This window comes from Prauserella muralis, from assembly GCF_003202285.1.
Taxonomy (GTDB): domain Bacteria; phylum Actinomycetota; class Actinomycetes; order Mycobacteriales; family Pseudonocardiaceae; genus Prauserella_B; species Prauserella_B muralis.
Genome location: NZ_MASW01000002.1, coordinates 938,765 through 961,690, shown reverse-complemented (window position 1 = coordinate 961,690; position 22,926 = coordinate 938,765). Strand labels below are relative to the sequence as shown.

The window sequence follows — 22,926 nt, the reverse complement described above, 5'->3', positions numbered from 1 at the left end:
GCTACCCGGCCCGCGCGACGGCGAACACCCGGCGGAAGGGAAACCAGGTGGTGCCGTCGTCGCGCGGCGGGTAGGCCTCGTCGAGCAGCGGGGCCAGTTGTGTACGGAAGCGCTGCCAGGCCTGCTCGTCCAGGGCCGCCTTCACCGGCCGCAGTGCCGTGCCGGTGATCCACTCCAGCACGGCGTTCTCCCCGGTCAGCCGCTGCAGGTAGGTCGTCTCCCACACGTCGACGGCGCAGCCGGCGTCGGCGAGCAGCGTCGCGTACTCCAGCGGCGCGTGCACGGCGTCGTCCTCCCGCAGCACCACGTCCGCCAGCCGCGGCGCCCACTCGGGGCTCTCGGCGAGCGTGCGGGTCAGCACGTGCGAAGGCGCGTCGAAGTTGCCGGGCACCTGCACGGCGAGCCAGGCACCGGGCCGCAGGCGTTCCGCCCAGCGGCGCAGCAGGCCGGCGTGGCCGGGCACCCACTGCAGCACCGCGTTGGACACCACGACGTCAGTGTCCGGACCCGGCTCCCAGTCCCGCACGTCGGCGACCCTGGCGTCCACCCCGGCCTCCCGCGCGGCGGCCACCATGTCGGGTGAGCTGTCGAGCGCCTCCACCGTGGCGTTCGGCCAGCGTTTCCGCAGGGTGAGCGTGAGGTTGCCAGGACCGCAGCCCAGGTCGACCACCCGCTCGGGTGACTCGGCGCCGATCCGGCCGACCAGGTCGTGAAACGGCCGGGCGCGCAGGTCACCGTAGTCGAGGTACTTCGCCGGATCCCACATGTCGCCTCCCAGTACAAGCGTACTGCTAAGGCGTGCCCCCGGCCAGCTTCCGGGCGGCCTCCTCGGCGATCTCGGCGACGACGTCGAGATCGGTGCCGGGGTCGGGCCGCACCTGCAGCACCGAACCATCGGTGCCCGGCACCTTCCGCACCACGAACCACGCTCCCCCGCTCGCGAGGTCCTTGCGGTACCGCGACCGGATGGCACCCTCGACCCGCTGCCGCACCAGATGTGGCAGCTTGCCGGGCCGGGCCAGCACGTACCGGGCCGGTGGCCGGTCCGCGAGCAGCACGGCACGCCCCGCGTACCCGGTCTCCTCGGCCTCCGTCACGGTCAGCGCGTCGCCCTGCCAGACGGCCTTGCTGATCAGGTGCCAGCCGACGCGCCGGGGCCCTTCGGAGCCGGGCAGCCACAGCCCGAGCGCCGTCACGGCGACGTGCCCTCCGGTGCCCACGGCGGCCGCGGCCAGGACGTGCTCGTTCTCGGCCAGCGCCCCGCGCAGTTCGTCCGGCACCGGCTCGCCGAAGAGGCGGCGCAGCCAGCTCATCCGTCCATCCCGCCGATCGCCTGCTCCCGCAACGCCTTGCGGTACTGCTCCAGCGCAACCAGGTCGCCGAACAACGCCCGGTACTCGTCGGCGGCCTCCACCGGCGACAGCCGCTGCAGCTTCGACTTCAGCTCCCCGATCTGCCTGCCCACCAGGTTCTCCTGCACGGCGGCGAGCATCCCGCCGACATAGCGCACGTCGACCTCGCCCTTGGCCTGCAACGGTTCCACGGCCAGCTCGGACAGCAGCGACGCGATCGTCCCCTGTGGAGCGTGCTCGGTCGCCGCGTCGATCAGCGCGGGGCCGGTGAGCCCGGAGCTGGCACCGCCCGCGGCCAGCACCGCCCGGTGCACGGCGACATACGCGGGATGGGTGAACGCGTCCTCGGGCAGCGCGTCGTACTCGGGCCCCGCCAGCGACGGCTCCTGCAGCGCCGCCTTGAGCACCTCGCGCTGCGCCCGCAGCCCGGGATGCCGGGGGTCCGGACGCTCCACATCGGTCTCGCCTGCCGCGGCCGAACCGTTGCGGGAAGGGGCGCGGCGGGCAGCCGCCTTCACCGGCGCGCCCGCGCTCTCGCGCACCCGGCGCACCACCATGGCCTCGTCCTGCCAGCCGACCCACCACGCCAGCTTGGTGGCGTAGCCGTCGCGCTTGGCCCTGTCCTTGATCTGCGCCACCAGCGGCACCGTGCGCTGGAGCGCGGCGACCTGCCCGTCCACCGAGTCGAGGTCGTAGTCGGCGAGCAGGCTGCGGATGGCGAACTCGAACAGCGGGATGCGCCGCGCCACCAGGTCGCGTACCGCCGCGTCGCCCTTGGCCAGGCGCAGCTCGCACGGGTCCATGCCGTCCGGCGCCACCGCGATGTAGGTCTGCCCGGCGAAGGTCTGGTCGCCCTCGAACGCCTTGAGCGCGGCCTTCTGCCCCGCCGCGTCGCCGTCGAAGGTGAAGATCACCTCACCGCGGAACGCGTCGTCGTCCATCATCAGCTGGCGCAGCACCCGCATGTGGTCCTCGCCGAAGGCGGTACCCGACGACGCCACCGCGGTGGGCACCCCGGCCTCGTGCATGGCCATCACGTCGGTGTAGCCCTCGACGACCACCACCTGGTGGCGTCGCGCGATCTCCCGCTTGGCCAGGTCGAGCCCGAACAGCACCTGCGACTTCTTGTAGATCGGGCTCTCGCTGGTGTTGAGGTACTTGGCCTGAATGGGATCGTCGTCGAACAGCCTGCGCGCGCCGAAGCCGACGATGTCGCCGCCCCGGTCCTTGATCGGCCAGACGAGCCGCCGGTGGAACCGGTCGATCGGCCCCTGCCTGCCCTCCTTGGAGATCTGCGACTTGTACAGTTCCGCCAGCTCGAAGCCGTTGTTGAGCAGGTGCTTGGTGAGCTTGTCCCAGCCGCCGGGCGCGAATCCGCAGCCGAACCTCGCCGCGGCGGCCTGGTCGAAACCACGCGCGGTGAGGAATTCGCGCGCGGCCTTGGCCTCCGGGGTGGCCAGCTGCTCGGCGTAGAACGCCTGCGCTGCCTTGTGCACCTCCACCAGCCGCATGCGGGTGCCGCGGTCGCGGCGGACGCTGCCGCCCCCGCCCTCGTAGGTCAGGTGCAGCCCGATCCGGTCGGCGAGCCGCTCCACCGCCTCCACGAACGGCAGGTGCTCGATCTGCATCACGAACTTGATGACGTCGCCGCCCTCGCCGCAGCCGAAGCAGTGGAACGTGCCGTGCGTGGGGCGCACGTTGAGCGACGGCGTCTTCTCCTCGTGGAAGGGGCACAGGCCCTTGAGCGCACCGCCGCCCGCCCTGCGCAAGGCGACGTACTCGCCGACGACGTCGTCGATCCGATTGCGCTCGCGCACCTGCGCGATGTCGCTCTCCCGGATCCTTCCCGCCACGAACCCCACTCTAGGCCACCGCCGTCCGCCGGTTTCGGCCATACTCACGCTATGCCGGTCACCGACGACACGCTCGCCGAGGAGTTCTCGACCCACCGTTCCCACCTGATCGCGGTGGCCTATCGCCTCACCGGATCGCTCGCCGACTCCGAGGACGCCGTGCAGGAGGCGTGGCTGCGGCTGAGCACGCTTCCGGAGGCCAAGCGGGCCGCCATCGCCGAGCCGCGCGCGTGGCTGACCACGGTGGTGAGCCGCCTCTGCCTCGACCGGCTGCGCTCGGCCGCGGCGCGCAGGGAGCGCTACGTCGGTGACTGGCTGCCGGAGCCGATCGTGACCCCGCTGGGCCCCCCGCCCGCCGAGGACCCGTTGGAAACCGTGGTCCGCGACGACGGCGTGCGCATGGCCGCCATGGTGGTGCTCGACACGCTGCCTGCCGAGCAGCGCGTGGCCTTCGTGCTGCACGACGCCTTCTCGGTGCCCTTCGCCGAGATCGCCGGCATCCTCGGCTGCACGGTCCAGGCCGCCCGCCAGCACGCCTCGCGCGGGCGGCGCGCCGTGGCGCAGGCCGAGCCGCCGTCGCGCGCCAGCCTCGACGAGCAGCGCGAGGTGCTGGAGCGGTTCATGACCGCCGTGCTCTCCGGCGACGTGCGCGCCGTCGCCGAGGTGCTGCACCCGGACGCCGTGCTCGTCGGCGACGCCGACGGCAAGGCCAGGACCACGCGCCGGACCATGGTCGGTGCCGACAAGATCGCCCGGTTCTTCCAGGGCCTGCTCCGCGTCTACCGGCCGGGCGCCTTCGCCAGCGCCCAGCCCGTGCTGGTCAACGGCGACCTCGGCGTCTACACGCCCCCGGCACCGGGCGGCGACGGCTACCGCGACCTCGACGCCCACGTGCAGACCCTGGCCCTGCGCGACGGCCGGATCGTGGCGATCTACGACATGGCGAACCCGGACAAGCTCACCCGGCTGCCGGTGTCCTGACCGCGTCGGCGGGTACCGGAACGCGGCAGGCCTCGCCCGAGGTGAAGCCCTGGTCGGTGATGTCCAGGGCGCTGTTGATCCTGGCGCGCATGTTCTCCAGCCCGATCTGGTAGGTGAGCTCGAGCACGCCCTTGGTGCCGAGCTCGCGTTCCAGCTCGGCGACCTGCTCGTCGGTCACCTCGACCGGGCTGGCCGTCATCGCGTCGGCGTAGGCGATGGCGAGCCGCTCCGGCCGCGTGAACAGCGGTGAGGTCGCGTAGTCGTCGATCGCCTTGAGCCGCTCGACGTCCAGCCCCTCGTGCTTCTGCAGCATCGTGCCGAAGTCGACGCACCACGAGCAGCCCAGCCGCACCGCGGTGCGGTAGACGGCGAGCTCGCGCACGCTGACGGGCAGTGTGCGCGAGGCGCGCTCGGCCATCAGCTCGTGCGTGGCCGAGGCCCGCAGCAGCGGCGGGTGGTGCGCCACCACGGTGAACGGTTCGGGTACCGCCCCGTAGCGCCTGCGGGCGAACCGGTAGGCGAGGCGCATGAGCAGGCCGCCGTCCTTGGTGGCGACTCCGGGAATGCGTGGCATGGTGTCCTCCTGCCGATCGTGCCTTCGCCGGATGGACGACGCGGCGGCCGGAAACGTGACCGGTCAGCGGGTGAGCCCCCGCACGTCCCACACCCACGTGTCGCCGACGACCCGGCCCGGGTCACCCAGCAGGGCTTCGACGGTCTCGCGCAGCGCCACCCGCTCCCCCGCGTCGTCCCCGGTGGCCGGCAGCACCACCACGTCGGCGTTCCAGTAGCGCAGGTCGGCCACCACGTTCGCCCTGTCCTCGGGGGTCACCGGGGCCGGTTCGCCCGACTCGGCGACCTCGTCCAGCAGCTCCGACGTGGGCCTGCGCACGGCGCCGTAGGTGCCGTTGCCATCGGCCGTCGGCCCGACGAAATAGCCTTCGGCCAGCGGGAACCCGAACTTCGCCTCGATCTGCCACCGCAGGGCCCTGGCGTCGCCCGCGTCGGGCAGCGGCACCGCCACCACCGTGCCGCCCGCCACGTGGTCGCGCCACAGGCCCTCGGCGAAGAACGCCGGCGTCGGCTCCCGCTGCTCCACCGGCAGCGTCGTCGGCGCGATCGGCACCAGCGCGACGGCGAGCGCCGACCACCAGCACACCTGCGCGGTGTAGCGCCAGTCGCGCGACACCCGCAGGTGCCGCACCCGCTCGGTGGCCAGCGCCAGCAGCACACCGATCACGGGCACGCAGCCGAGCGCGAACCGCGACTCCAGCACCGACTCGTACAGCGGCAGGTCGAACAGCAGCAGCCACGGCCCCGGGATCGACGTGGCGGTGCCGTCGACCACCAGCAGCACACCCATGGAGATCCAGGCGAGCACGAGCATCGCCACCGCGAGTGCCCTGGCCAGCACCACCCGCCACAGCGCCACCGTCACCCCGAGCATGAGCACCACGAGCGGCCAGCCGAAGAACGCGTTCTCCTCGGTGCGGTTGATCGACAGCTCCCTGGCGATCTCGGCGTTGCCTGCCACCGACTCGGTGGCGAACGCGGTGAACGCCGCCGCGTCGTTGCCGAGCAAGCCGTGCTCGATGCCGGTGTAGCTCTGCGGCCCCGCGAACTGCCACCACAGCGGGAACGCCACGAGCGTCAGCGCCACCGCCGCGCCCACCCCGATGCCGATGCCGAGCGGCCGCGCCATGTCCAGCGCGGCCTCGGGCCGTGACAGCGCGTACACGGCGCCGAACACCAGCAGCGTCGTCGCCATGATGAGCAGCGGCTCCTCGCCGAGAAACACCTGGTAGGCGGCGAGCAGGCCGAGCAGGACACCGTTGCGGACGGGGTGCTCGCCCCGCGCCAGCCTGATGAGCCGCAGCACCATCAGCGGCAGCACGAACAGCACCACGAAGTTCGGGTGCGCGTTGGCGTGCGAGATGATCGGCGGCGCGAACGCGCAGACGGCGCCGCCGACGGCCGCGCCAGCCCTGCTGCCGACGACGTGCCGCGACAGCACCCAGTACCAGGCGAACGCGGTGGCGGCGAGCCCGCCGGTGAGGGTGAGCGCCCAGGTGACCGTGGGCCCGAACAGCAGCGTGACCGGCGTCAGCGGCACGCCGATGCCGAGCATGGCCGTGTTGGCCATCAGGTTCACGCCGAGCGGGTGGTTCTGCAGGGTCGTGAACAACGGGTTCTCCAGCTGCACCACCGAGTGCGCGGTGACCGCGAAGAACCATTCCCACATGTTCTGGTCCTGCACGCTGCTGGACAGGTACCCCTGCGACAAATCCATCCACAGTGGACGGTAGAGCAGGAATGCGGCCAGCACGAAACCGGCCAGCACGGCGGCGTCGGCGATACGCCCGCCCGTCAGGCGCCGCGCACGCGGCGGCCGGGCCGTGCGGGTGCGCGGCGCGTCGCTGAGCATCGTCACGGCTCGACGACCCTCGCCACGAAGTAGCAGGCCCCGGTGGCGGCGTGGCGCACCAGCAGCAGGAACGGCCGGTCGACCGCCACCCGCACCGGCTCGCCCAGCGGCATCGCCACCAGCCGGAACGCCACCGCCGTGGCGGCCGCACCCTCCAGGCCGCTCTCGTCGAGCCGCAGCACCGTCTGGTGCAGCACGTCCGACACCGCCAGCCTGGCGTCCGGCGTGAGCGGGGAGAAGTCGGCGCGGGAGGTGAACATCGTGCGCACGCCCAGGTCCTGCAGCACGGTCGTGAGGCCGGAGCGCACGTCCAGCGACAACGTGGGCAGCGACAGCTCGACCCTCGTGCGGGTGCGGGCGGCCAGCAGCTCACGCAACCGTGTCTCGTCCAGTGTGGACTCCTGCTCGGCGAGGTCGCCGTCGGGCAGCAGCACCACGGCCTCCACCCCGCCGACGGCGGGCAGCGACACGACCTGCCAGCCGGGCAGGGCGGCGTGCCCGAGTTCGGTGGTCTGGTGCATCGTCGGCACGGCGCGGTCACCGGAGGGCGCGTGGAACACCGCCTGGTCCGTCTCGGCCTCGGCGAACGGCGAGGTCCAGGCCACCCGCAGGTAGAGGGCGTTGACCAGGCAGGCCACCGTGTCCGGGTGGATGGTGCCCGGGGGCAGCAGCTCGGGGATCAGCTCGCGGGTGGTCTCGGCGACGTCGGCGTTGATGGCCGACCGCGCGCCGTCGGGGTCGGTGCGAAACGGCGCGGACGCCACCGTGCCCGTCGGCCAGCCTGCCAGCTCCGCCGTGAAACCGGGGTTCAGGGTGAGCTCGTCCCACGCCCACAGCGTGTTGGAGACCGCGAGCACCGGCTCCTCGGCGTTACCCGCGGCGCCGAGCACGGCGGCCTTGGCGAGCAGGTCGGCCTGCGCGGAGACGCCGCCCGGGGAGCCGGCGACGAGTGTGGCGGGCTCGTCGGCGGTGGGGCCGCGGCCCGCGCGCGCGGTGAGGCACAGGGCGCTGGCCACGGAGTACGGCGAGAGGCAGGAGTCGCCACCGTGGCCTGCGACGGCGCGGTGCGCGGCGAGCGCGAAGCGCAGGTGGGCCGTTTCCGGGTCGCTGGCGGGCATTCCCCGACGTTACCGCGAGCCGTCCGTCGGCAGGGCGGGACCGGGTGGATTACCGGCGCCCGCCCAGATGCGCGGCGTGCCAGGCGTGGGCCTGCGCGTCGGTGAGCGAGGCGACCTGGTCGACGATCACGCGCAGCCGGTGGGCGTCGTCCCGCGCGGCGTCCCAGGCGGGCCGGAACAGCGGATCCAGGGCCTCGGGCGCCCGCCGGGTGAGCACCTCGACCAGCTCGCCGAGCAGCTCGCGCTGCCGCCGCTGCACGGCGAGCCTGCGCCGGTCGCTCATCACGTACCGCAACGCCAGCCCCTTGAGCAGCGCCACCTCGGCGCCCACCTGCTCGGGCACGGCCAGGTCGGCGCCGTACCGGCACAACGGGCCCTCCCCGTGCACGGCCCTGGTCTCGGTGACCGCCGCCGAGGCGAACCGGCCCACCAGCTCGCTGGTGAGCCGTTTGAGGGCCACCTGGGCGGCGGGCGAGGAGTCGTAGCCGGGATCGGCGACGTCGGCCACGGCGCGCAACGCGAGCAGTTCCTTCGCCGCGGCCTCCAAAGTGGAGACCGAACTGGCGGAGAAGTGCGTGGCCGCCAGTTCGGCGACCGCCGCCCGCTCGTCCGGGTCGCCGAGCACGCTCAGCGCGATCCGCCCGGCGAGCACGCCGTCCTCCACGTCGTGGACGGAGTAGGCCACGTCGTCGGACCAGTCCATGATCTGGGCCTCCAGGCAGCGCCTGCGTGGCGGCGCGCCCTCGCGCATCCAGGTGAACACGTCCAGGTCGTCGGCGTAGACGCCGAACTTCGGGTTGCCCTCCTCGCGTGGCCACGGGTACTTCGTGGCGGCGTCGAGGCAGGCACGGGTGAGGTTCAGGCCGTGCCCGGCGCCGTCGTCGAGCACCTTCGGCTCCAGCCGGGTGAGGATGCGCAGGGTCTGCGCGTTGCCCTCGAAGCCGCCGCACGCCTGGGCCGCGTCGTTGAGCGCTCGCTCGCCGTTGTGCCCGAACGGGGGGTGGCCGATGTCGTGCGCGAGGCCCGCCGTGTCGACGAGGTCGGGATCGGCGCCGAGGTCCTCGGCGATGCCGCGGCCGATCTGGGCGACCTCCAGCGAGTGCGTGAGCCGGGTGCGGGGCACGCCGCTGACCTCGGCGCCCTCCCCTGGGCCGACGACCTGCGTCTTGCCCGCGAGCCGCCGCAGCGCCGCCGAGTGCAGCACGCGGGCGCGGTCGCGGGCGAAGGCGCTACGTCTGTCGCCCGCGGAGCCGGGCAGCGCCGCCTGCTTCGGCGGCTCGGTCAGCCTGCGCGCGCGATCGTGCTCGGTGTAGCCGTCCACCCTGCCCACCCTATGGCGTCGGTGGTTCCCCAATGCGGCATTGGTGGCGTTGAACCGGCACAGCGACGCGGAGCGTCTCCGTTTGGGCGGTGGTGGGAGACGGGCGGGCGCTACGAATGCCGCATTGGGGAAGTTGAACGCTACGAATGTGGCATTGGGGAGCTTGGGTCAACGCAGGCCGGTTCCGCCGATGTAGTCGGCCGGGTTCTTCGACAGCCGGTAGTACAGCAGGGCGGCGGTCTCGCGCAGGATGTAGCGCGCCTGGGTCTCGCGGGTCTGCACGATCGGGCCGCTGTGGGTCGGCGACGCCCACGCCTCCATCCCGGCGTCCTCGGCCATCGTCCTGGCCCGCAACGAGTGCCACGGGTCGCTCACGATCACCACGGAGTTCCAGCCGCCGCCGCGCAGCCGGTCCGCCACCGCCGAGAGCGAACGCAGCGTGTCGTTGCCCTCGCCGACGGCGAGCACACTCTGCGCGGGAACGCCGGACGCGACGAGCCAGTTCTTGCCCGCCTCAGCCTCGGTGTAGGCGTCGCCCTCCCGGCTGCCGCCGGAGGTGACGATGCGCGGAGCCACGCCCTCGTCGAACAGGTCCTTGGCATGGGAGAGCCGCGCCTCGAAGATCTTCGAGGGCGTGCCGTTGTACTGGGCGGCACCGAGCACCACGATCGCGTCGACGGCGGGTCGCTCGTCGGCCCGCGCGACGTGCCACACCCGGAACGCCGTGCCACCCACCACCAGCACGGCGACCAGCACCAGGCCGAAGGCGGCACGGCGAGCCCAGCGCCACGCGCCGGGCCGATGGGGGGCGGGAAGGGTGCTCACGCGGTCCACTTCTACCAAAATCGGGGGCCGGGACGCGGCCGCAGGCTCTCAGCAGCCGAGGAGACGGGCCGCCAGGTACGACTCCAGCTTGTCGATCGCGATGCGCTCCTGGGACATCGAGTCGCGCTCGCGCACGGTGACCGCGTGGTCGTCGAGCGAGTCGAAGTCCACGGTCACGCAGTACGGCGTGCCGATCTCCTCCTGACGCCGGTAACGCTTGCCGATGGAGCCCGCGTCGTCGAAGTCGACGTTCCAGTGCTTGCGCAGCAGCGCCGCGATGTCGCGCGCCTTCGGCGTGAGATCCGCGTTGCGCGACAACGGAAGCACCGCCACCTTGTAGGGCGCGAGCCGCGGGTCGAGCTTGAGCACCGTGCGCTTGTCCACGCCGCCCTTGGCGTTGGGCACCTCGTCCTCGGTGAAGGCGTCGAGCAAGAACGCCATCATCGGACGGCCGACACCGGCCGCCGGCTCGATGACGAACGGCCGGTACCGCTGGCCGGAAGCCTGGTCGAAGTAGGACAGGTCCACGCCCGAGTGGTTGGAGTGCGTGGTGAGGTCGAAGTCGGTGCGGTTGGCGATGCCTTCCAGCTCACCCCACTCCTGCCCCGCGGAGAACTCGAACCGGTACTCGATGTCCACCGTGCGCTTGGCGTAGTGGGACAGCTTCTCCTTCGGGTGCTCGTAGTGGCGCAGGTTCTCCCTCCGGATGCCGAGGTCGACGTACCAGTCGGTGCGCAGGTCGATCCAGTACTGGTGCCACTTCTCGTCCTCGCCGGGCTCGACGAAGAACTCCATCTCCATCTGCTCGAACTCGCGGGTGCGGAAGATGAAGTTGCCCGGCGTGATCTCGTTGCGGAACGACTTGCCGATCTGGCCGATGCCGAACGGCGGCTTCTTGCGTGACGTGGTGAGCACGTTGAGGAAGTTCACGAAGATGCCCTGCGCCGTCTCGGGCCGCAGGTAGTGCAGGCCCTCCTCCGACTCCACCGGGCCGAGGAACGTCTTGAGCATCATGTTGAACTCACGAGGCTCGGTGTACTGGCCGCGGTTGCCGCAGTTCGGGCACGGCACGTCCGAGAGGTCGTCCTCGTTCAGCGGCGTGCCGGTGCGCTCGGCGTACTCCTCGGCGAGCTGGTCGGATCGGAACCGGCGATGGCAGGAAAGGCACTCCACCAGCGGGTCGTGGAAGGCGTTGACGTGGCCGGAGGCCACCCACACCTGACGCGGCAGGATCACCGACGAGTCCAGGCCCACGACGTCGTCGCGGTTCTGCACCATGGCCTTCCACCACTGGCGCTTGATGTTGTCCTTCAGCTCGACACCGAGCGGTCCGTAGTCCCACGCCGACCGGGTACCGCCGTAGATCTCCCCCGACGGGAAGACGAAGCCACGACGCTTGCACAAGCTGACGACGGTCTCAATGGTGTTGGCGGGCACTCCACGCTCCGGGGGATGCGGAATCGGCTATGACTGTGAGCTACCAGCGTATCCGGCGTGCCCCGGTCTGCTTTCCCGGGGAGTGACCCTTCACGGACGGGTGACGAGCGCCGCCGTGACGATCCGGTTGTCCTCGTAGCCGTCGGTGCCGCCGACGTAGTCGCCGCCACACGTCACCAGCACGAGCCGATGGGGCCCGTCCTGCGCGAACAGCCGTTGCGCGTGGGCGGGCAGCCGGGTCTTGTGCACCGTGAGCACGTCGGTGACGCGGTACACCCAGCGCCCGCCGCGCGCGTCGACGACGGTGACGCTCTGTCCACGCCGCGCCCGCCACAGCTCCTCGAACGGACCAGTCCGCCCCGCCCAGTTCACGTGTCCCGCCAGCAGCGCGGCCCCGCGTGCGGCGCCGAGCTTGGCGCCCCACCAGGTGGCCTCCTCCAGCCCGTCGGGAATGGGCAGGGTGCCGTCGGCGGTCACCTCGCGCCGCACCAGCTGCGCCGTGCCGCCCTCCGGCAGCCGGACCGTGCCGGGCGGCTGCGCGGCCGGGCGCCGGGTCACCTCCGGTGGCCGCGCGATGACGCTCCCGGCCCGGTCCGCCGGAACCAGGGACATGCTCGGTGTCGGCTGCGCGCTCGCGACGACGGTCCGCGACGGCGGTGGGGAGCCGGGCTCGTCCTCCCGCTGCAGCAGCAGGACCCCGCCGGCCACGGTGGCGGTGACGGAGAGCCCCCCGAGCGCCGCCACCACACGCTGACGCCGCACGAGCGCTAGTCCGTCCCGCCGGAGGCCACCGGCCTGCGCCGGGCCACGACAGCCACGAGCACGGCGGCCGCGCCGAGCAGGAGACCGCCGCCGAGCAGCCCGGCACCCCACGCGGAGGCCGGGCCCGGCTCCGCGGAGGGGTGCGCACCGGCCGGGATCCTCACCGGAACCGGCGGCGTCGTGGTGGTGGGGACGTCGGCGCGCCCCCGGTCCTGCGCGACCGGCGTGAAGCCCTGCGGCACCGAGCAGCTGACACCGCCGAGCACCAGCGTGGTCAGCACGTCACGGATGTCGTTGCCGTCGGCGTCCTTGACGTGGGTGACGATCTCGACCCGCCAGCCCGCGGCGGTGGTGTGGTCGCCGTCGCGCCAGCGGTCCTGCCGCAGCAGCTGGTCGTAGGCGGTGATCCGGCTGACGACGACGTCGGAGACGGTCCGGTCCGGATCGGCGTCCGGCACGTCGCCGGGCGGGCCGAACGGCAGGTTCAGCCGGGTCAGCCGGGTGCCCGCCGCGGGCAGGTCCGCGGGACGCAGCTCACCACCGGCGTCGAGCAGCCAGAGCCGGTCCGCCGTGGTCTCGCCGGTGAGCCGGTCGGGCCCGGCGCACGTGACGGTGCTCTCGGCGCCCTGGAAAGCGAGGACGGTGGCGTCGCTCGCCAGGTCGCGCAGCGCGTAGTTGGCCTTCGCGGTGGCGGTGGGCACCGTGTCGTCGCGCAGGGTCGCGGTGACCGCGTGGGGCGTGCTGGGCACGCCGGCGGGGAACGGGCTCCGGCCCGCGGCGAACGTGCCGAGGTTGAGCCGGTAGTGCGGCCCCGCCGCGTCGCGCTCGCCGGGCGTGCCGGGCAGCAGCGCGCGGCTCTGCGCGAGCGTGGACGTCCCGGGCAGCAGCGGTGAACGCTGGGTCTCGCTGATCACCGAGCCACCCCGGTGGTCGGGACCGATCGCCAGCGCGGCGATGTTGGCATAGGCCACGGGGCCGTCCCGCTCGTCGACGGGTGCGCGGCTCTCCTGCGCGCTCGCGGTGGTGGGCACGGCCAGCAGTGCGAGCACCGCGGCGCAGGTGGCCAGCTTCGGCAGCGAACGGATCATGGTCCCCTCAGCGGTGTGACGCGACAGCTTTTCACTTTTGCTCACGACGCGGGGCACCGCGGGGCGGAATGACCAAACTCACTCGAATGGAGCAGCGCCGGGCGGCGTGATCGCGAAACCGGGATCACCGCAGTCGGCGCACTAGGATGGTAGGACACGGTTCGCTCACGCTTCCCGACCAAGGCTGGAGATCGACATGCCGACGGCGAGTTCCGACGCGTCGCCCTCGGGGCTGGCGGGCGAGGCGGAGAGCCACGAGCACTCCCCCGCCCCGCAGCCGCGGCCGGTGGCCCCGCCACCTCCCGCGTCCACCCTCGCCGACGCCGGGGAGCTGCTGCGCGCGCTCGCCGCACCGGTACGCATCGCCATCGTGCTGCAGCTTCGCTCCGGCGACCGCTGCGTGCACGAGCTGGTCGACGCCCTCGACGTCGCCCAGCCGCTGATCAGCCAGCACCTGCGGGTGCTGAAGGCCGCCGGTGTGGTACATGGTGAGCGGCGCGGCCGCGAGGTGGCCTACCGGCTCGTGGACGACCACCTGGCGCATATCGTCGTCGACGCCGTCGCACACGTGCAGGAGGAGGACGCCCAGCCATGAGCGCATCAGCGACCCGGGGCCGTGCGCCCATGCCGGGCCGGAGGGCCACCCGGCAACGGGCCGCCGTCGTCGAGCTGCTGGCCGAGATCGACGACTTCCGGTCGGCGCAGGAACTGCACGACGAGCTGCGCCGCCGTGGCGAGGGCGTCGGCCTGACCACGGTCTACCGGACGCTGCAGTCGCTGGCCGAGGCCGACGAGGTGGACGTGCTGCGCACCAGCACCGGGGAGGCGCTCTACCGGCGCTGCTCCGAGCATCATCACCACCACCTGGTGTGCCGCCGCTGCGGCTACACCGTCGAGGTCGAGGGTCCCGCCGTGGAGCGCTGGGCGGAGCGCATCGCCACCGGCAACGGCTTCTCCGACATCAGCCACACCGTGGAGATCCTCGGCACCTGCGCCACCTGCACCAAGAACGGCGCGGCAGGCTGAACCGGCTCAGTACTCGTAGGGGTCACGCGGCTGCGGGATCTCGCGCAGCGTCGCCACGTCGAGCTGCGGTGTGTAGCTGAACTCGGACCTGCCCTTGCCGGGCACCCACTGCCCTGTCACGCGCACCCACGTGTCGTCGGGCAACGGGTCGGCCTGCCCGCCGATGAGCTGGACGCGCACGGGAAACGCGTCGGCGGCGCAGCAGCCGATCACCATGCGGGCCAGCAGCGTCCGCCCGCGGGAGTGCACCACGAAACCGGTGAGCGACACGGTGCGGCCCCGCAGCGAGTCCGTGGAGTCCCAGCCCGCCCTGCTGACGAAGTCGGCCACCGCCAGCGGCACGACCTGCCCCGCGGGCAGCGGCGGGAACGTCGCCTGGCCGGACGGTGCGTACCCGGCGGGCGCGCTCGCGCTGGTGCGCGTCACGGAGTCCGAGCCGAGCGCGGGCGGGGCCACGAGGAAGACCGCCAGCACGGGCACCAGCAGCAGCCATGTGGACCGGGTCGAGTGGTCGTGCTCGTGGTCGGGGCCACCGCTCCCCTTGTGGCGCCCCGCGAGCACGTCCCGGCCGATCGCGACCACGCCGAGCAGCACCATCACCGCTCCGCCGCCGATGATCCACGGCTGCTGGCTCGGCTTGACATAACGCAGGTAGTCGCCGGTGATCGCGATCTTGAGCAGCGCCCCGCCGAGCAGGACGAGCAGGATGTTCTGCGTCTCGCGCCTCATCGCACCCCGCCGAGGAAGATCAGTCCGGCCACGACGGCGCAGCCGGTGGCCACGACGAACGTCGCCGGGGCGAAGCGGATCGCGAACGACCGGCCGAACGTCCCCGCCTGGAGGGCGAACAGCTTGGCGTCGATGGCGGGCCCGACGACGAGGAACACCAGCCTCGGCAGCAGCGGCAGCGCCGACAGCGACGCGGCGACGAACGCGTCGGCCTCGCTGCACAGCGACAGCACCACCGCCAGCACGGCCATCACGACGATGCCGAGCACGATCTGCTCGCCCAGCGCGCCGAACCACTCGTCCGGCACGAGCACGCCCAGTGCGGCGGACACGAGCGCACCGAGCACCAGGAACCCGCCCGCGTCCACCAGGTCGCCGCGGGCGGTCTCGGCGAACGTGCGCCACCGGTCGCGGCCGCCCTCGGCGTCCGGCAGCCTGCGCAGCGCGCGTTCGGCGATCCACTCGAGCTTGCCCCAGCGGATCCACAACCAGCCCATGACCATCGCCGTGGCCAGCGAGCCGGCGAAGCGCGCCAGCACCATGCCCGGCTCCCCGGGGAAGGCGACGGCGGTCGCGACGAGCACCACGGGATTCACGGCGGGCGCGGCGAGCAGGAAGGTCAGCGCGGCGGCAGGGGCCACGCCCTGGCCGATGAGCCTGCGGGCCACCGGCACCGACGCGCACTCGCATCCGGCCAGCGCGATGCCCGACACCCCGGCCACACCGACGGCGGCGCTCTCGTTGCGCGGCAGCACCCTGCGCAGGACGCGGGCGGGCACGAACGCCGCGATGGCACCGCTGATGAGCACCCCGAGCACGAGGAAGGGCAGCGCCTGCACGCACACGGCCACGAACACCGTGGCACCGGTGCGCAACGCGGGCACGTCGAGCACCGCCCGCAGCCACGACTGGCCGGCGATCGCCAGCAGCAGCACGACGCACAGCACCTCGACCGAGGTGATGCGGCCCTTGCGCGGGCGTCCGGGCGCCTCACCTGCCGCGCTGTCGGAAACGGTTGCCATTTGCGTGATGATGCCACGGCGGCGCGCGCCGCCGGGCTCAGCCCGTCCGCAGCAGGTCGCCCCGCACCTGCGACGCCGTGGACACCACGAGCATCAGCAACGTGCCCAGCGGCGTGGTGTCCAGGCCGTGCGCCGGGAACGCGTAGCGCAGCGTCAGGTCCATGCCGCGTTCGGTGCGCACGACGCCGAGCGTGCCGAACAGCCCCTGGCCCGCGCGCTCGGCGACGGCGGAGGACAGGTCCGGGTCGTCGGGCAGGTCCCACGCCACGACGCACGTCAGGCTCAGCACCACCAGCCCCTCGGCCAGCGTCATCGCCTGCACCACGCACGGCACCTCGCCGTGCGAGAACGTGAGCGTGCCGTCGTCGTCGACGTTCACCTCGAGATAGGTCTCCAGCGCCTGCTGCGCCGAGGCGAGCAGTTCCGCCGTGTCGGCGGCCTCCGAGGTCATGCCGTGCCTCCCTCCTTCATGCCGCCCGCGGCATCGATGGCGGCGCCGAAGCGCCGGTCGCGCTTGGCGAACTCCACGCACGCCGCCCACAGCTGCCGCCGGTCGAAGTCGGGGAACAGCGTGTCCTGGAACACGAACTCGGCGTAGGCGGACTGCCACAGCATGAAGTTCGACGTGCGCAGCTCGCCGGAGGGCCGCAGGAACAGGTCCACGTCGGGCATCTCCGGCTGGTACAGGTACCTGGCGATGGTGCGCTCGTCCACCTTGTCGGGGTTGATCCTGCCCTCGGCGGCGAGGCGGGCGATGCGCCGGGCCGCGTCGCCGATCTCGGCCCTGCCGCCGTAGTTGACGCACATGGTCATGTTGAGCAGCGTGTTGTGCTTGGTCTTCTCCTCGGCGTCCTGCAGCTCCTTGATGACGCTGCGCCAGAGCTTCGGCCTGCGGCCGGCCCAGCGGATGCGCACGCCGATGGAGCCGAGGTAGTCGACCTGGCGGCGGATCGTGTCGCGGTTGAAGCCCATCAGGAAGCGCACCTCGTCGGGGCTGCGCTTCCAGTTCTCCGTCGAGAAGGCGTACACCGAGAGCCACTTGATGCCGAGCTCGACCGCGCCGCTGGCGACGTCGATCATCACGGCCTCGCCGCGCTTGTGTCCCTCGATGCGGGGCAGCCCGCGCTGGTTGGCCCAGCGGCCGTTGCCGTCCATGACCAGCGCGACGTGGTTGGGCACCAGTTCCGCGGGCAACTCGGGCGGACGCGCACCGGACGGGTGCGGGTCAGGCGCCCTGACCTGTCCCGGCAACGCCCTCGCTGCTGTCGCGGCCTCGCGTGCCCTGCGCCGCACCTGCTACCTCCGTATCGCCGGAAACCCCGTCCGACCCTAGCCTGCCGGTGATCGGAGCCTCGCGGGCACGGCGCTCGACGAAGGGCAGCGAGCGCAGCTGCCGTTCCAGATGCCACTGCAGATGCGCGGCCACCAGGCCACTGACGTCGCGCCGCACGGCGAACGTGGTGTCCTCGGCCGTCGTCCAGTCGCCGTGCAGGAGCGCGGCGAGCAGCACGACGACCTCGGGCGCGGGGTGCACCGACCCGGGCACGCGGCAGCGCCCGCACAGCGAGCCGCCCGCCTGCACGTTGAACGCCGGATGCGGGCCGGGCTCGCCGCAGCGGGCGCACTCGGTGATGGCGGGTGCCCAGCCGGCGAAGGCCATCGCGCGCAGCAGAAAGGCGTCCAGCACGAGCGAGGCGTCGCGCTGCCCTTCGGCCAGCGCCCGCAGCGCGCCGGTGACCAGCAGGTACAACTTCAGCGCCGGCTCGCCCTCCTCGGCGGTGAGCCGGTCGGCGGTCTCGGTGATGGCGCTGGCGGCGGTGTAGCGCTGGTAGTCGCCCACGATGGGCAGCGCGAACGCGTCCACGGTCTCCACCTGCGTGATCACGTCGAGCGTGCGGCCGGTGTAGAACTGCGCGTCGACGTGCCCGAACGGCTCCAGCCGCGCGCCGAAGCGGGAGGTGGTGCGGCGCACGCCCTTGGCGACGGCGCGCACCTTGCCGTGCCGCCGGGTCAGCAGCGTGATGATGCGGTCGGCCTCGCCGAGCTTGTGCACCCGCAGCACCACGCCGGTGTCCCGATACAGACTCACGTCTCCATGGTCCCACGCGGTTGACCCGCGCAGGCCCCACGCCACGGGCCTGCCTCGGTCAGACGACGTGGACCGGCACGTCGTACTTCCTGATCTCCGGATCTCGAGTCATGAGGGTGAGGCCCGCGCACCGCGCCTGTACGACGAGCATCCGGTCGAACGGGTCCCGGTGGATGAGCGGAAGGCGGCCGGCGGCGATCGCGTGCTCGGCGCTGATCGGCAACTCGCCGAACCCGGCGCCACGAATACGTTCGGGCAGGTCCGCGGGCTGGCTGATCTTGCCCAGCGCCTGCTTGATCGCTATTTCCCACAGTGTCGCGCCACTGCATAGACGTCCGGCTCGTCATCGATGAGCCGCTTGTCCTGTTCATCCAGGGTCGGTTCGTCCACCAGCCACCAGAGCACGACGTGAGTGTCGAGCAGCAGCCTCATGTGGCCATGCCGAAATCACGAGCGACCTCGTCATTGACCTGCGCCGAGTCCCAGTCGGGTTCGAGCACCAGTTCGTCCCGCAAAGAGCCCCGGGCAGTGCGATGCACCGTCCGGGAAAGCGGCACCACCTTGGCCACAGGATGTCCGGCACGGCTGAGGATGATCTCCTCACCACGCTCGACCCGGTCGACGATCCGCGACAGCTGCGTCTTGGCGTCGTGGATGTTGAACCGTGCTGCCGTCTCCTCGGACATGACCAACCCCCTTAGCTAAGAGGCTAGCCCAGCTCGGGGTCAGAAGCCGAGCTTGCGGAGCTGCTTCGGGTCGCGCTGCCAGTCCTTGGCCACCTTGACGTGCAGGTCGAGATACACCTTGGAGCCGAGCAGCGCCTCGATGTGCCTGCGGGCGTTGGCGCCGACCTCCTTGAGCCTGCCGCCCTTGTGGCCGAGCACGATGCCCTTCTGGCTGGTCCGCTCGACATACAGCAGCGCATAGATGTCGAGGAGGTCGTCGCGGCCCTCGCGGGGCATCATCTCCTCGATGGTCACGGCGATCGAGTGCGGCAGCTCGTCGCGCACGCCCTCCAGCGCGGCCTCCCTGATCAGCTCGGCGATCAGGGTCTGCTCCGGCTCGTCGGTGAGATCGCCGTCGGGGTACAGCTGCGGTCCCTCGGGCAGCTGGGCGACGAGCACGTCGGCCAGCGTGCCCACCTGGAAGCCGTCGACGGCCGACACCGGCACGAGGTCGGCGAAGTCCATGACCTCCTGCAGGGCCACGAGCTGCTCGGCGACCCGTTCGCGCGGCACCAGGTCGGTCTTGGTGACGACGCCGATCACCGGCGTGCGGCGCGCGATCTTGCGCAGCTCGTTGGCGATGAACCGGTCGCCAGGGCCGATCTTCTCGTCGGCGGGCACGCAGAACCCGACGACGTCCACTTCGGACCACGTCTCGCGCACCACGTCGTTGAGCCGTTGGCCGAGCAGTGTCCTCGGCCGGTGCAGCCCTGGCGTGTCGACGATGATGAGCTGGGCGTCCTCGCGGTGCACGATGCCCCGGATGGCGTGCCGGGTGGTCTGTGGCTTGCTCGACGTGATGGCGATCTTGGTGCCGACGAGCGCGTTGGTCAGTGTCGACTTGCCGGCATTGGGCCTGCCGACGAAGCACGCGAACCCCGAACGGTGCTCCTGGCTCACTCCACGATCTCCTGCACCGCACCCGACGGGTCGGCGCGCAGGATCGGCGCGTGCTCCGTGAGGTCGCGCACGGCCTGCACGGACGCTCCGGCGACGAGCGGGTCGGCGGTCACCACGGCCGCCGCCTCCAGTCCCTCGGCCCCGCTCGACACGGCCGCGGCCACCGCGGCCTGGACGGCCGTCAGCTTCAGCGACGGCAGGTCGATGGTCGCCGCGGCGTAGGTCCGCCCGTCGGTGTCGCGGACGGCGGCGCCCTCGGCGGCCTGGATCCGGGCCCTGGTCGAGCGGGCCAGGATGATGAGCTTTTCGTCCTCGGGGTCGAGGTCAGGCATGTTCGACGCTCCTATCGCGTTCGTCGGTACCGTTCGGCCGGGGCGGGACGCGGTCGGTGTCGGCCGCGCGCACCACCACCGTGGTGATGCGCATGCGGCCACGGCGGTCCTTGCCGCCCTCCGCACGCAGGCGGAGACCCTCGATCTCCGCCTCGGCGCCGGGCAGCGGGACCCGGCCCAGCCGCTGGGCCAGCAGCCCGCCCACGGTCTCCACATCATGATCGGACAGGTCGACGCCGAACAGCTCACCGAGGTCGTCGATCCCGAGCCGGGCCGACACGCGCACCACATGGTCCTCGAGGTGCTCGACGGGCGGGCGCTCGCCGGTGTCGGACTCGTCGGTGATCTCGCCGACGATCTCCTCCAGGATGTCCTCGATGGTGAGCAACCCGGCGGTGCCACCGTACTCGTCCACCGCGATGGCCATGTGATGGCGCGACACCTGCATCTCCTTGAGCAGGCTGTCGAGGCGCTTGGAGTCGGGCACGAACTCGGCCGGGCTCATCAGCTCGCCCACCTGCCGCGCGGTGCCGCCCTCGGCCATCGACGCGCGCACCAGGTCCTTCAGGTTCACCACGCCCACGATGTCGTCCACGGACTCGCCGATGACGGGCAGGCGGGTGAAGCCGGTGCGCATCGACAGCGCCAGCGCCTGGCGCACGGTCTTGCTCTGCTCGATCCAGATGATCTCGGTGCGTGGCACCATGACCTCGCGGGCGACCGTGTCGCCCAGTTCGAACACGGAGTGGATCATCTCGCGCTCGTCGGTGCCCACGACGCCGCGCTCACCGGCGAGGTCAACCAGCTCCCGCAGCTCGGCCTCGGTGGTGAACGGTCCCTCGCGAAAGCCCTTCCCCGGCGTGATCGCGTTGCCGAGCACGATCAGCAGTCTGCTCAGCGGGCCCAGCACCGTACCGAGTACGCGCACCGGCCCGGCGACGATCAACCCGACGCGGTAGGGGTGCTGCCTGCCGATCGTGCGCGGGCCCACGCCCACCAGCACGTAGCTGGTGAGCACCATGATGAGCCCGGCGACGACGACGGCCAGCCACACCGGGTCGAACCAGCGCACGCTCACCACGGTCACCAGCACGGTGGCGGTGACCTCGCAGCCCATCCGCAACAGCAGCAGCAGGTTGATGTGCCTGCTGCGCTCGGACAGCACGGCGACGAGCTGGCGGGAGCCGACCCTGCCCAGGCGCACCATGCCCTCGGCGCGGGCCGACGACGCCGTGCTCACCGCGGCGTCGGCCGCCGCGAAGACCCCGCCGAGCAGCACCAGCAACGCGGCGCTGATCAGCAGTACGGCCGAACTGGTCACGACGGCTCCGGTCCCGGCCCTCCGTCGAGACCGGCGGCGCCGAGCAGCCGGTCGTCGTTGGTGCGCTGGGCATCCCTGCGCTGCGCGGCCACCATGGCGGAGCGGAAGTCGGCGAGGATGCGTTTCTGCAGCGCGAACATCTCGCGCTCCTCCTCCGGCTCGGCGTGGTCGTAGCCGAGCAGGTGCAGCACACCGTGCACGGTGAGCAGGTGCAGCTCGTCCATCAGCGAGTGGCCCGCGGTGCGCGCCTGGTCCTTGGCGAAGGCCGGGCACAGCAGGATGTCACCGAGCAGCGCGGGCGAGGCCTCGGCGGCGTCGGGCCTGCGCGTGGAGTCGAGCTCGTCCATGGGGAAGGCCATCACGTCGGTGGGGCCGGGCAGATCCATCCACCGCTCGTGGAAGTCCTCCATGACGTCGAGCGTGACGAGCAGGATCGACAGCTCGGCGAGCGGGCTGACCTCCATGCGGTCGAGCGCGAACCGCGCGGCCGACACGATGGAGGCCTCGTCGACCTTCACGCCCGACTCGTTGGCGACCTCGATGCTCACCGCCGGCCCCCGACAGCGCGCCCGCCGTTGCCGGAGCCTGCGGCATCCTGGGTGGCCTGCCACTTCTCGTAGGCGTCCACGATGTCGCCGACCAGCTTGTGCCGCACCACGTCGTGGCTGGTGAGGGTGGCAAAGTGCAGGTCGTCGACGCCCTCGAGGATCTCGCGCACGATGCGCAGCCCGCTGCGCTGCCCGCTGGGCAGGTCGACCTGCGTGATGTCGCCGGTGACCACGACCTTCGAGCCGAATCCAAGCCGGGTGAGGAACATCTTCATCTGCTCGGGCGTGGTGTTCTGCGCCTCGTCGAGGATGATGAACGCGTCGTTGAGCGTGCGCCCGCGCATGTAGGCCAGCGGGGCGATCTCGATGGTGCCCGCCTGCATGAGCCGGGGGATCGACTCGGGGTCGACCATGTCGTGCAGCGCGTCGTACAGCGGCCGCAGGTACGGGTCGATCTTCTCGTACAGCGTGCCCGGCAGGTAGCCGAGCCGCTCGCCCGCCTCGACGGCGGGGCGGGTGAGGATGATCCGGTTGACCTGCTTGGCCTGCAGCGCCTGCACGGCCTTGGCCATGGCCAGGTAGGTCTTGCCGGTGCCCGCGGGTCCGATGCCGAACACGACGGTGTGCTTGTCGATCGCGTCGACATAGCGCTTCTGGTTCAGCGTCTTGGGCCGGATGGTGCGGCCCCTGCGGGACAGGATGTCCATGCTGAGCACTTCGGCGGGCGATTCGGAGCCCCCCGCGGACAGCATCGACACCGTGCGGCGGACGGTGTCGGGACCGACCTGCTGACCGCGGCCGGCGAGCGTGGCCAGTTCGGCGAACACGCGTTCGGCGAACGCCACCTCGGCCGGCGTACCGGTGAGGGTGACCTCGTTGCCCCTGACGTGCACATCGGCATCGAGCAGCTCTTCGGCAGCGCGGAGGTTCTCGTCACGCGAGCCGAGGAGCACGAGCGCGGCGGCGTCGGGGATCGGGAACTTCGACTGCGCCGACTGCGCGCCCTGCGATGCGGCTTCTGTCGGTTGCTGCGGAACGGTTCCGGCCACGTGGCCTCTGGCCTGCTTTCTGC

27 protein-coding genes are annotated in these 22,926 nt (G+C 72.0%); 3 read left to right on the top strand and 24 right to left on the bottom strand.

Features of this window, described 5'->3' with window-relative positions; translation table 11 throughout:
* Window position 1: 1 nt before the first annotated feature.
* The 3 genes from BAY60_RS15715 to dnaG are packed head-to-tail and all read right to left on the bottom strand — an operon-like array spanning window position 2 to window position 3,247.
* Window positions 2-766 (bottom strand): trans-aconitate 2-methyltransferase, encoded by a 765-nt coding sequence (locus BAY60_RS15715; protein WP_112281668.1) that lies wholly within the window; start codon window positions 764-766, stop codon window positions 2-4.
* 25 nt (window positions 767-791) lie between these two features.
* The gene (locus tag BAY60_RS15710) at window positions 792-1,313 is read right to left on the bottom strand and encodes a hypothetical protein (protein ID WP_112281667.1); all 522 of its coding nucleotides are present in this window, start codon (window positions 1,311-1,313) and stop codon (window positions 792-794) included.
* Window positions 1,310-3,247, bottom strand: coding sequence for a DNA primase (dnaG, locus tag BAY60_RS15705; protein WP_112281666.1), 1,938 nt, complete (start codon window positions 3,245-3,247; stop codon window positions 1,310-1,312). Before dnaG ends, BAY60_RS15710 begins: the two co-directional genes overlap by 4 nt.
* Window positions 3,248-3,256: 9 nt before the next feature.
* Here dnaG and BAY60_RS15700 point away from each other — a divergent pair, with 9 nt between their 5' ends.
* Entirely contained in the window at window positions 3,257-4,186 is a 930-nt protein-coding gene (locus BAY60_RS15700; RefSeq protein ID WP_112281665.1) for a sigma-70 family RNA polymerase sigma factor, read from the top strand.
* Here BAY60_RS15700 and BAY60_RS15695 read toward each other — a convergent pair.
* The 8 genes from BAY60_RS15695 to BAY60_RS15660 all read right to left on the bottom strand — a co-directional run bounded on the left by BAY60_RS15695 (window position 4,164) and on the right by BAY60_RS15660 (window position 13,162).
* Complete coding sequence (locus BAY60_RS15695; RefSeq protein WP_112281664.1) at window positions 4,164-4,760, bottom strand: carboxymuconolactone decarboxylase family protein; 597 nt, start codon at window positions 4,758-4,760, stop codon at window positions 4,164-4,166. The genes BAY60_RS15700 and BAY60_RS15695 overlap by 23 nt on opposite strands.
* Window positions 4,761-4,823: 63 nt before the next feature.
* Window positions 4,824-6,611 (bottom strand): glycosyl transferase, encoded by a 1,788-nt coding sequence (locus tag BAY60_RS15690; RefSeq protein ID WP_245992650.1) that lies wholly within the window; start codon window positions 6,609-6,611, stop codon window positions 4,824-4,826.
* A 2-nt stretch (window positions 6,612-6,613) separates the two neighbouring features.
* On the bottom strand, window positions 6,614-7,729 hold the full coding sequence (locus tag BAY60_RS15685; RefSeq protein ID WP_112281663.1) for a serpin family protein: 1,116 nt from the start codon (window positions 7,727-7,729) through the stop codon (window positions 6,614-6,616).
* Window positions 7,730-7,778: 49 nt separating this feature from the next.
* Complete coding sequence (locus BAY60_RS15680) at window positions 7,779-9,050, bottom strand: deoxyguanosinetriphosphate triphosphohydrolase (protein ID WP_112281662.1); 1,272 nt, start codon at window positions 9,048-9,050, stop codon at window positions 7,779-7,781.
* 168 nt (window positions 9,051-9,218) lie between these two features.
* Window positions 9,219-9,875, bottom strand: coding sequence for a YdcF family protein (locus tag BAY60_RS15675; protein ID WP_112282409.1), 657 nt, complete (start codon window positions 9,873-9,875; stop codon window positions 9,219-9,221).
* Between the two features lie 48 nt (window positions 9,876-9,923).
* A complete protein-coding gene (locus tag BAY60_RS15670; protein ID WP_112281661.1) occupies window positions 9,924-11,312 on the bottom strand; it encodes a glycine--tRNA ligase in 1,389 nt (462 codons plus the stop codon).
* A 90-nt stretch (window positions 11,313-11,402) separates the two neighbouring features.
* Window positions 11,403-12,074 (bottom strand): class F sortase, encoded by a 672-nt coding sequence (locus BAY60_RS15665; RefSeq protein WP_245992519.1) that lies wholly within the window; start codon window positions 12,072-12,074, stop codon window positions 11,403-11,405.
* A gap of 5 nt (window positions 12,075-12,079) precedes the next feature.
* A complete protein-coding gene (locus tag BAY60_RS15660; RefSeq protein ID WP_112281660.1) occupies window positions 12,080-13,162 on the bottom strand; it encodes a hypothetical protein in 1,083 nt (360 codons plus the stop codon).
* Between the two features lie 196 nt (window positions 13,163-13,358).
* Between BAY60_RS15660 and BAY60_RS15655 the strand changes: the two genes are divergently transcribed.
* Window positions 13,359-13,757 carry an ArsR/SmtB family transcription factor gene (locus tag BAY60_RS15655; RefSeq protein WP_112281659.1) on the top strand — a complete coding sequence of 133 codons (399 nt, stop codon included), beginning with the start codon at window positions 13,359-13,361 and terminating at the stop codon, window positions 13,755-13,757.
* Entirely contained in the window at window positions 13,754-14,188 is a 435-nt protein-coding gene (locus tag BAY60_RS15650) for a Fur family transcriptional regulator (protein ID WP_211330334.1), read from the top strand. The genes BAY60_RS15655 and BAY60_RS15650 overlap by 4 nt, the downstream gene beginning before the upstream one ends.
* Window positions 14,189-14,194: 6 nt before the next feature.
* Here the strand turns inward: BAY60_RS15650 and BAY60_RS15645 are convergent, their stop codons facing one another.
* Genes BAY60_RS15645 through BAY60_RS15590 form a run of 13 tightly spaced genes read right to left on the bottom strand, consistent with a single transcriptional unit; the run spans window position 14,195 to window position 22,903 of the window.
* The gene (locus tag BAY60_RS15645; protein ID WP_112281657.1) at window positions 14,195-14,917 is read right to left on the bottom strand and encodes a TIGR03943 family putative permease subunit; all 723 of its coding nucleotides are present in this window, start codon (window positions 14,915-14,917) and stop codon (window positions 14,195-14,197) included.
* Window positions 14,914-15,939, bottom strand: a complete 1,026-nt coding sequence (locus BAY60_RS15640) for a permease (protein WP_112281656.1) — start codon at window positions 15,937-15,939, stop codon at window positions 14,914-14,916. Before BAY60_RS15640 ends, BAY60_RS15645 begins: the two co-directional genes overlap by 4 nt.
* Window positions 15,940-15,976: 37 nt before the next feature.
* Complete coding sequence (locus BAY60_RS15635) at window positions 15,977-16,390, bottom strand: hypothetical protein (RefSeq protein WP_112281655.1); 414 nt, start codon at window positions 16,388-16,390, stop codon at window positions 15,977-15,979.
* Window positions 16,387-17,232, bottom strand: coding sequence for an isoprenyl transferase (locus tag BAY60_RS15630; RefSeq protein WP_112281654.1), 846 nt, complete (start codon window positions 17,230-17,232; stop codon window positions 16,387-16,389). The genes BAY60_RS15635 and BAY60_RS15630 overlap by 4 nt, the downstream gene beginning before the upstream one ends.
* Entirely contained in the window at window positions 17,165-18,028 is an 864-nt protein-coding gene (gene recO / locus BAY60_RS15625; protein ID WP_112281653.1) for a DNA repair protein RecO, read from the bottom strand. The genes BAY60_RS15630 and recO overlap by 68 nt, the downstream gene beginning before the upstream one ends.
* Before the next feature lie 58 nt (window positions 18,029-18,086).
* On the bottom strand, window positions 18,087-18,305 hold the full coding sequence (locus BAY60_RS15620; RefSeq protein ID WP_245992646.1) for a type II toxin-antitoxin system VapC family toxin: 219 nt from the start codon (window positions 18,303-18,305) through the stop codon (window positions 18,087-18,089).
* A 23-nt stretch (window positions 18,306-18,328) separates the two neighbouring features.
* On the bottom strand, window positions 18,329-18,460 hold the full coding sequence (locus BAY60_RS38325; protein WP_281272722.1) for a hypothetical protein: 132 nt from the start codon (window positions 18,458-18,460) through the stop codon (window positions 18,329-18,331).
* Window positions 18,457-18,714 carry a type II toxin-antitoxin system Phd/YefM family antitoxin gene (locus tag BAY60_RS15615; RefSeq protein ID WP_112281652.1) on the bottom strand — a complete coding sequence of 86 codons (258 nt, stop codon included), beginning with the start codon at window positions 18,712-18,714 and terminating at the stop codon, window positions 18,457-18,459. The genes BAY60_RS38325 and BAY60_RS15615 overlap by 4 nt, the downstream gene beginning before the upstream one ends.
* Before the next feature lie 39 nt (window positions 18,715-18,753).
* Complete coding sequence (gene era, locus BAY60_RS15610) at window positions 18,754-19,653, bottom strand: GTPase Era (protein ID WP_112281651.1); 900 nt, start codon at window positions 19,651-19,653, stop codon at window positions 18,754-18,756.
* Window positions 19,650-19,985 carry a cytidine deaminase gene (locus BAY60_RS15605; RefSeq protein WP_112281650.1) on the bottom strand — a complete coding sequence of 112 codons (336 nt, stop codon included), beginning with the start codon at window positions 19,983-19,985 and terminating at the stop codon, window positions 19,650-19,652. The genes era and BAY60_RS15605 overlap by 4 nt, the downstream gene beginning before the upstream one ends.
* Complete coding sequence (locus BAY60_RS15600; RefSeq protein ID WP_112281649.1) at window positions 19,978-21,306, bottom strand: hemolysin family protein; 1,329 nt, start codon at window positions 21,304-21,306, stop codon at window positions 19,978-19,980. Before BAY60_RS15600 ends, BAY60_RS15605 begins: the two co-directional genes overlap by 8 nt.
* Complete coding sequence (gene ybeY / locus BAY60_RS15595; protein WP_112281648.1) at window positions 21,303-21,854, bottom strand: rRNA maturation RNase YbeY; 552 nt, start codon at window positions 21,852-21,854, stop codon at window positions 21,303-21,305. The genes BAY60_RS15600 and ybeY overlap by 4 nt, the downstream gene beginning before the upstream one ends.
* On the bottom strand, window positions 21,851-22,903 hold the full coding sequence (locus BAY60_RS15590; protein WP_112281647.1) for a PhoH family protein: 1,053 nt from the start codon (window positions 22,901-22,903) through the stop codon (window positions 21,851-21,853). The genes ybeY and BAY60_RS15590 overlap by 4 nt, the downstream gene beginning before the upstream one ends.
* Window positions 22,904-22,926 lie beyond the last annotated feature (23 nt).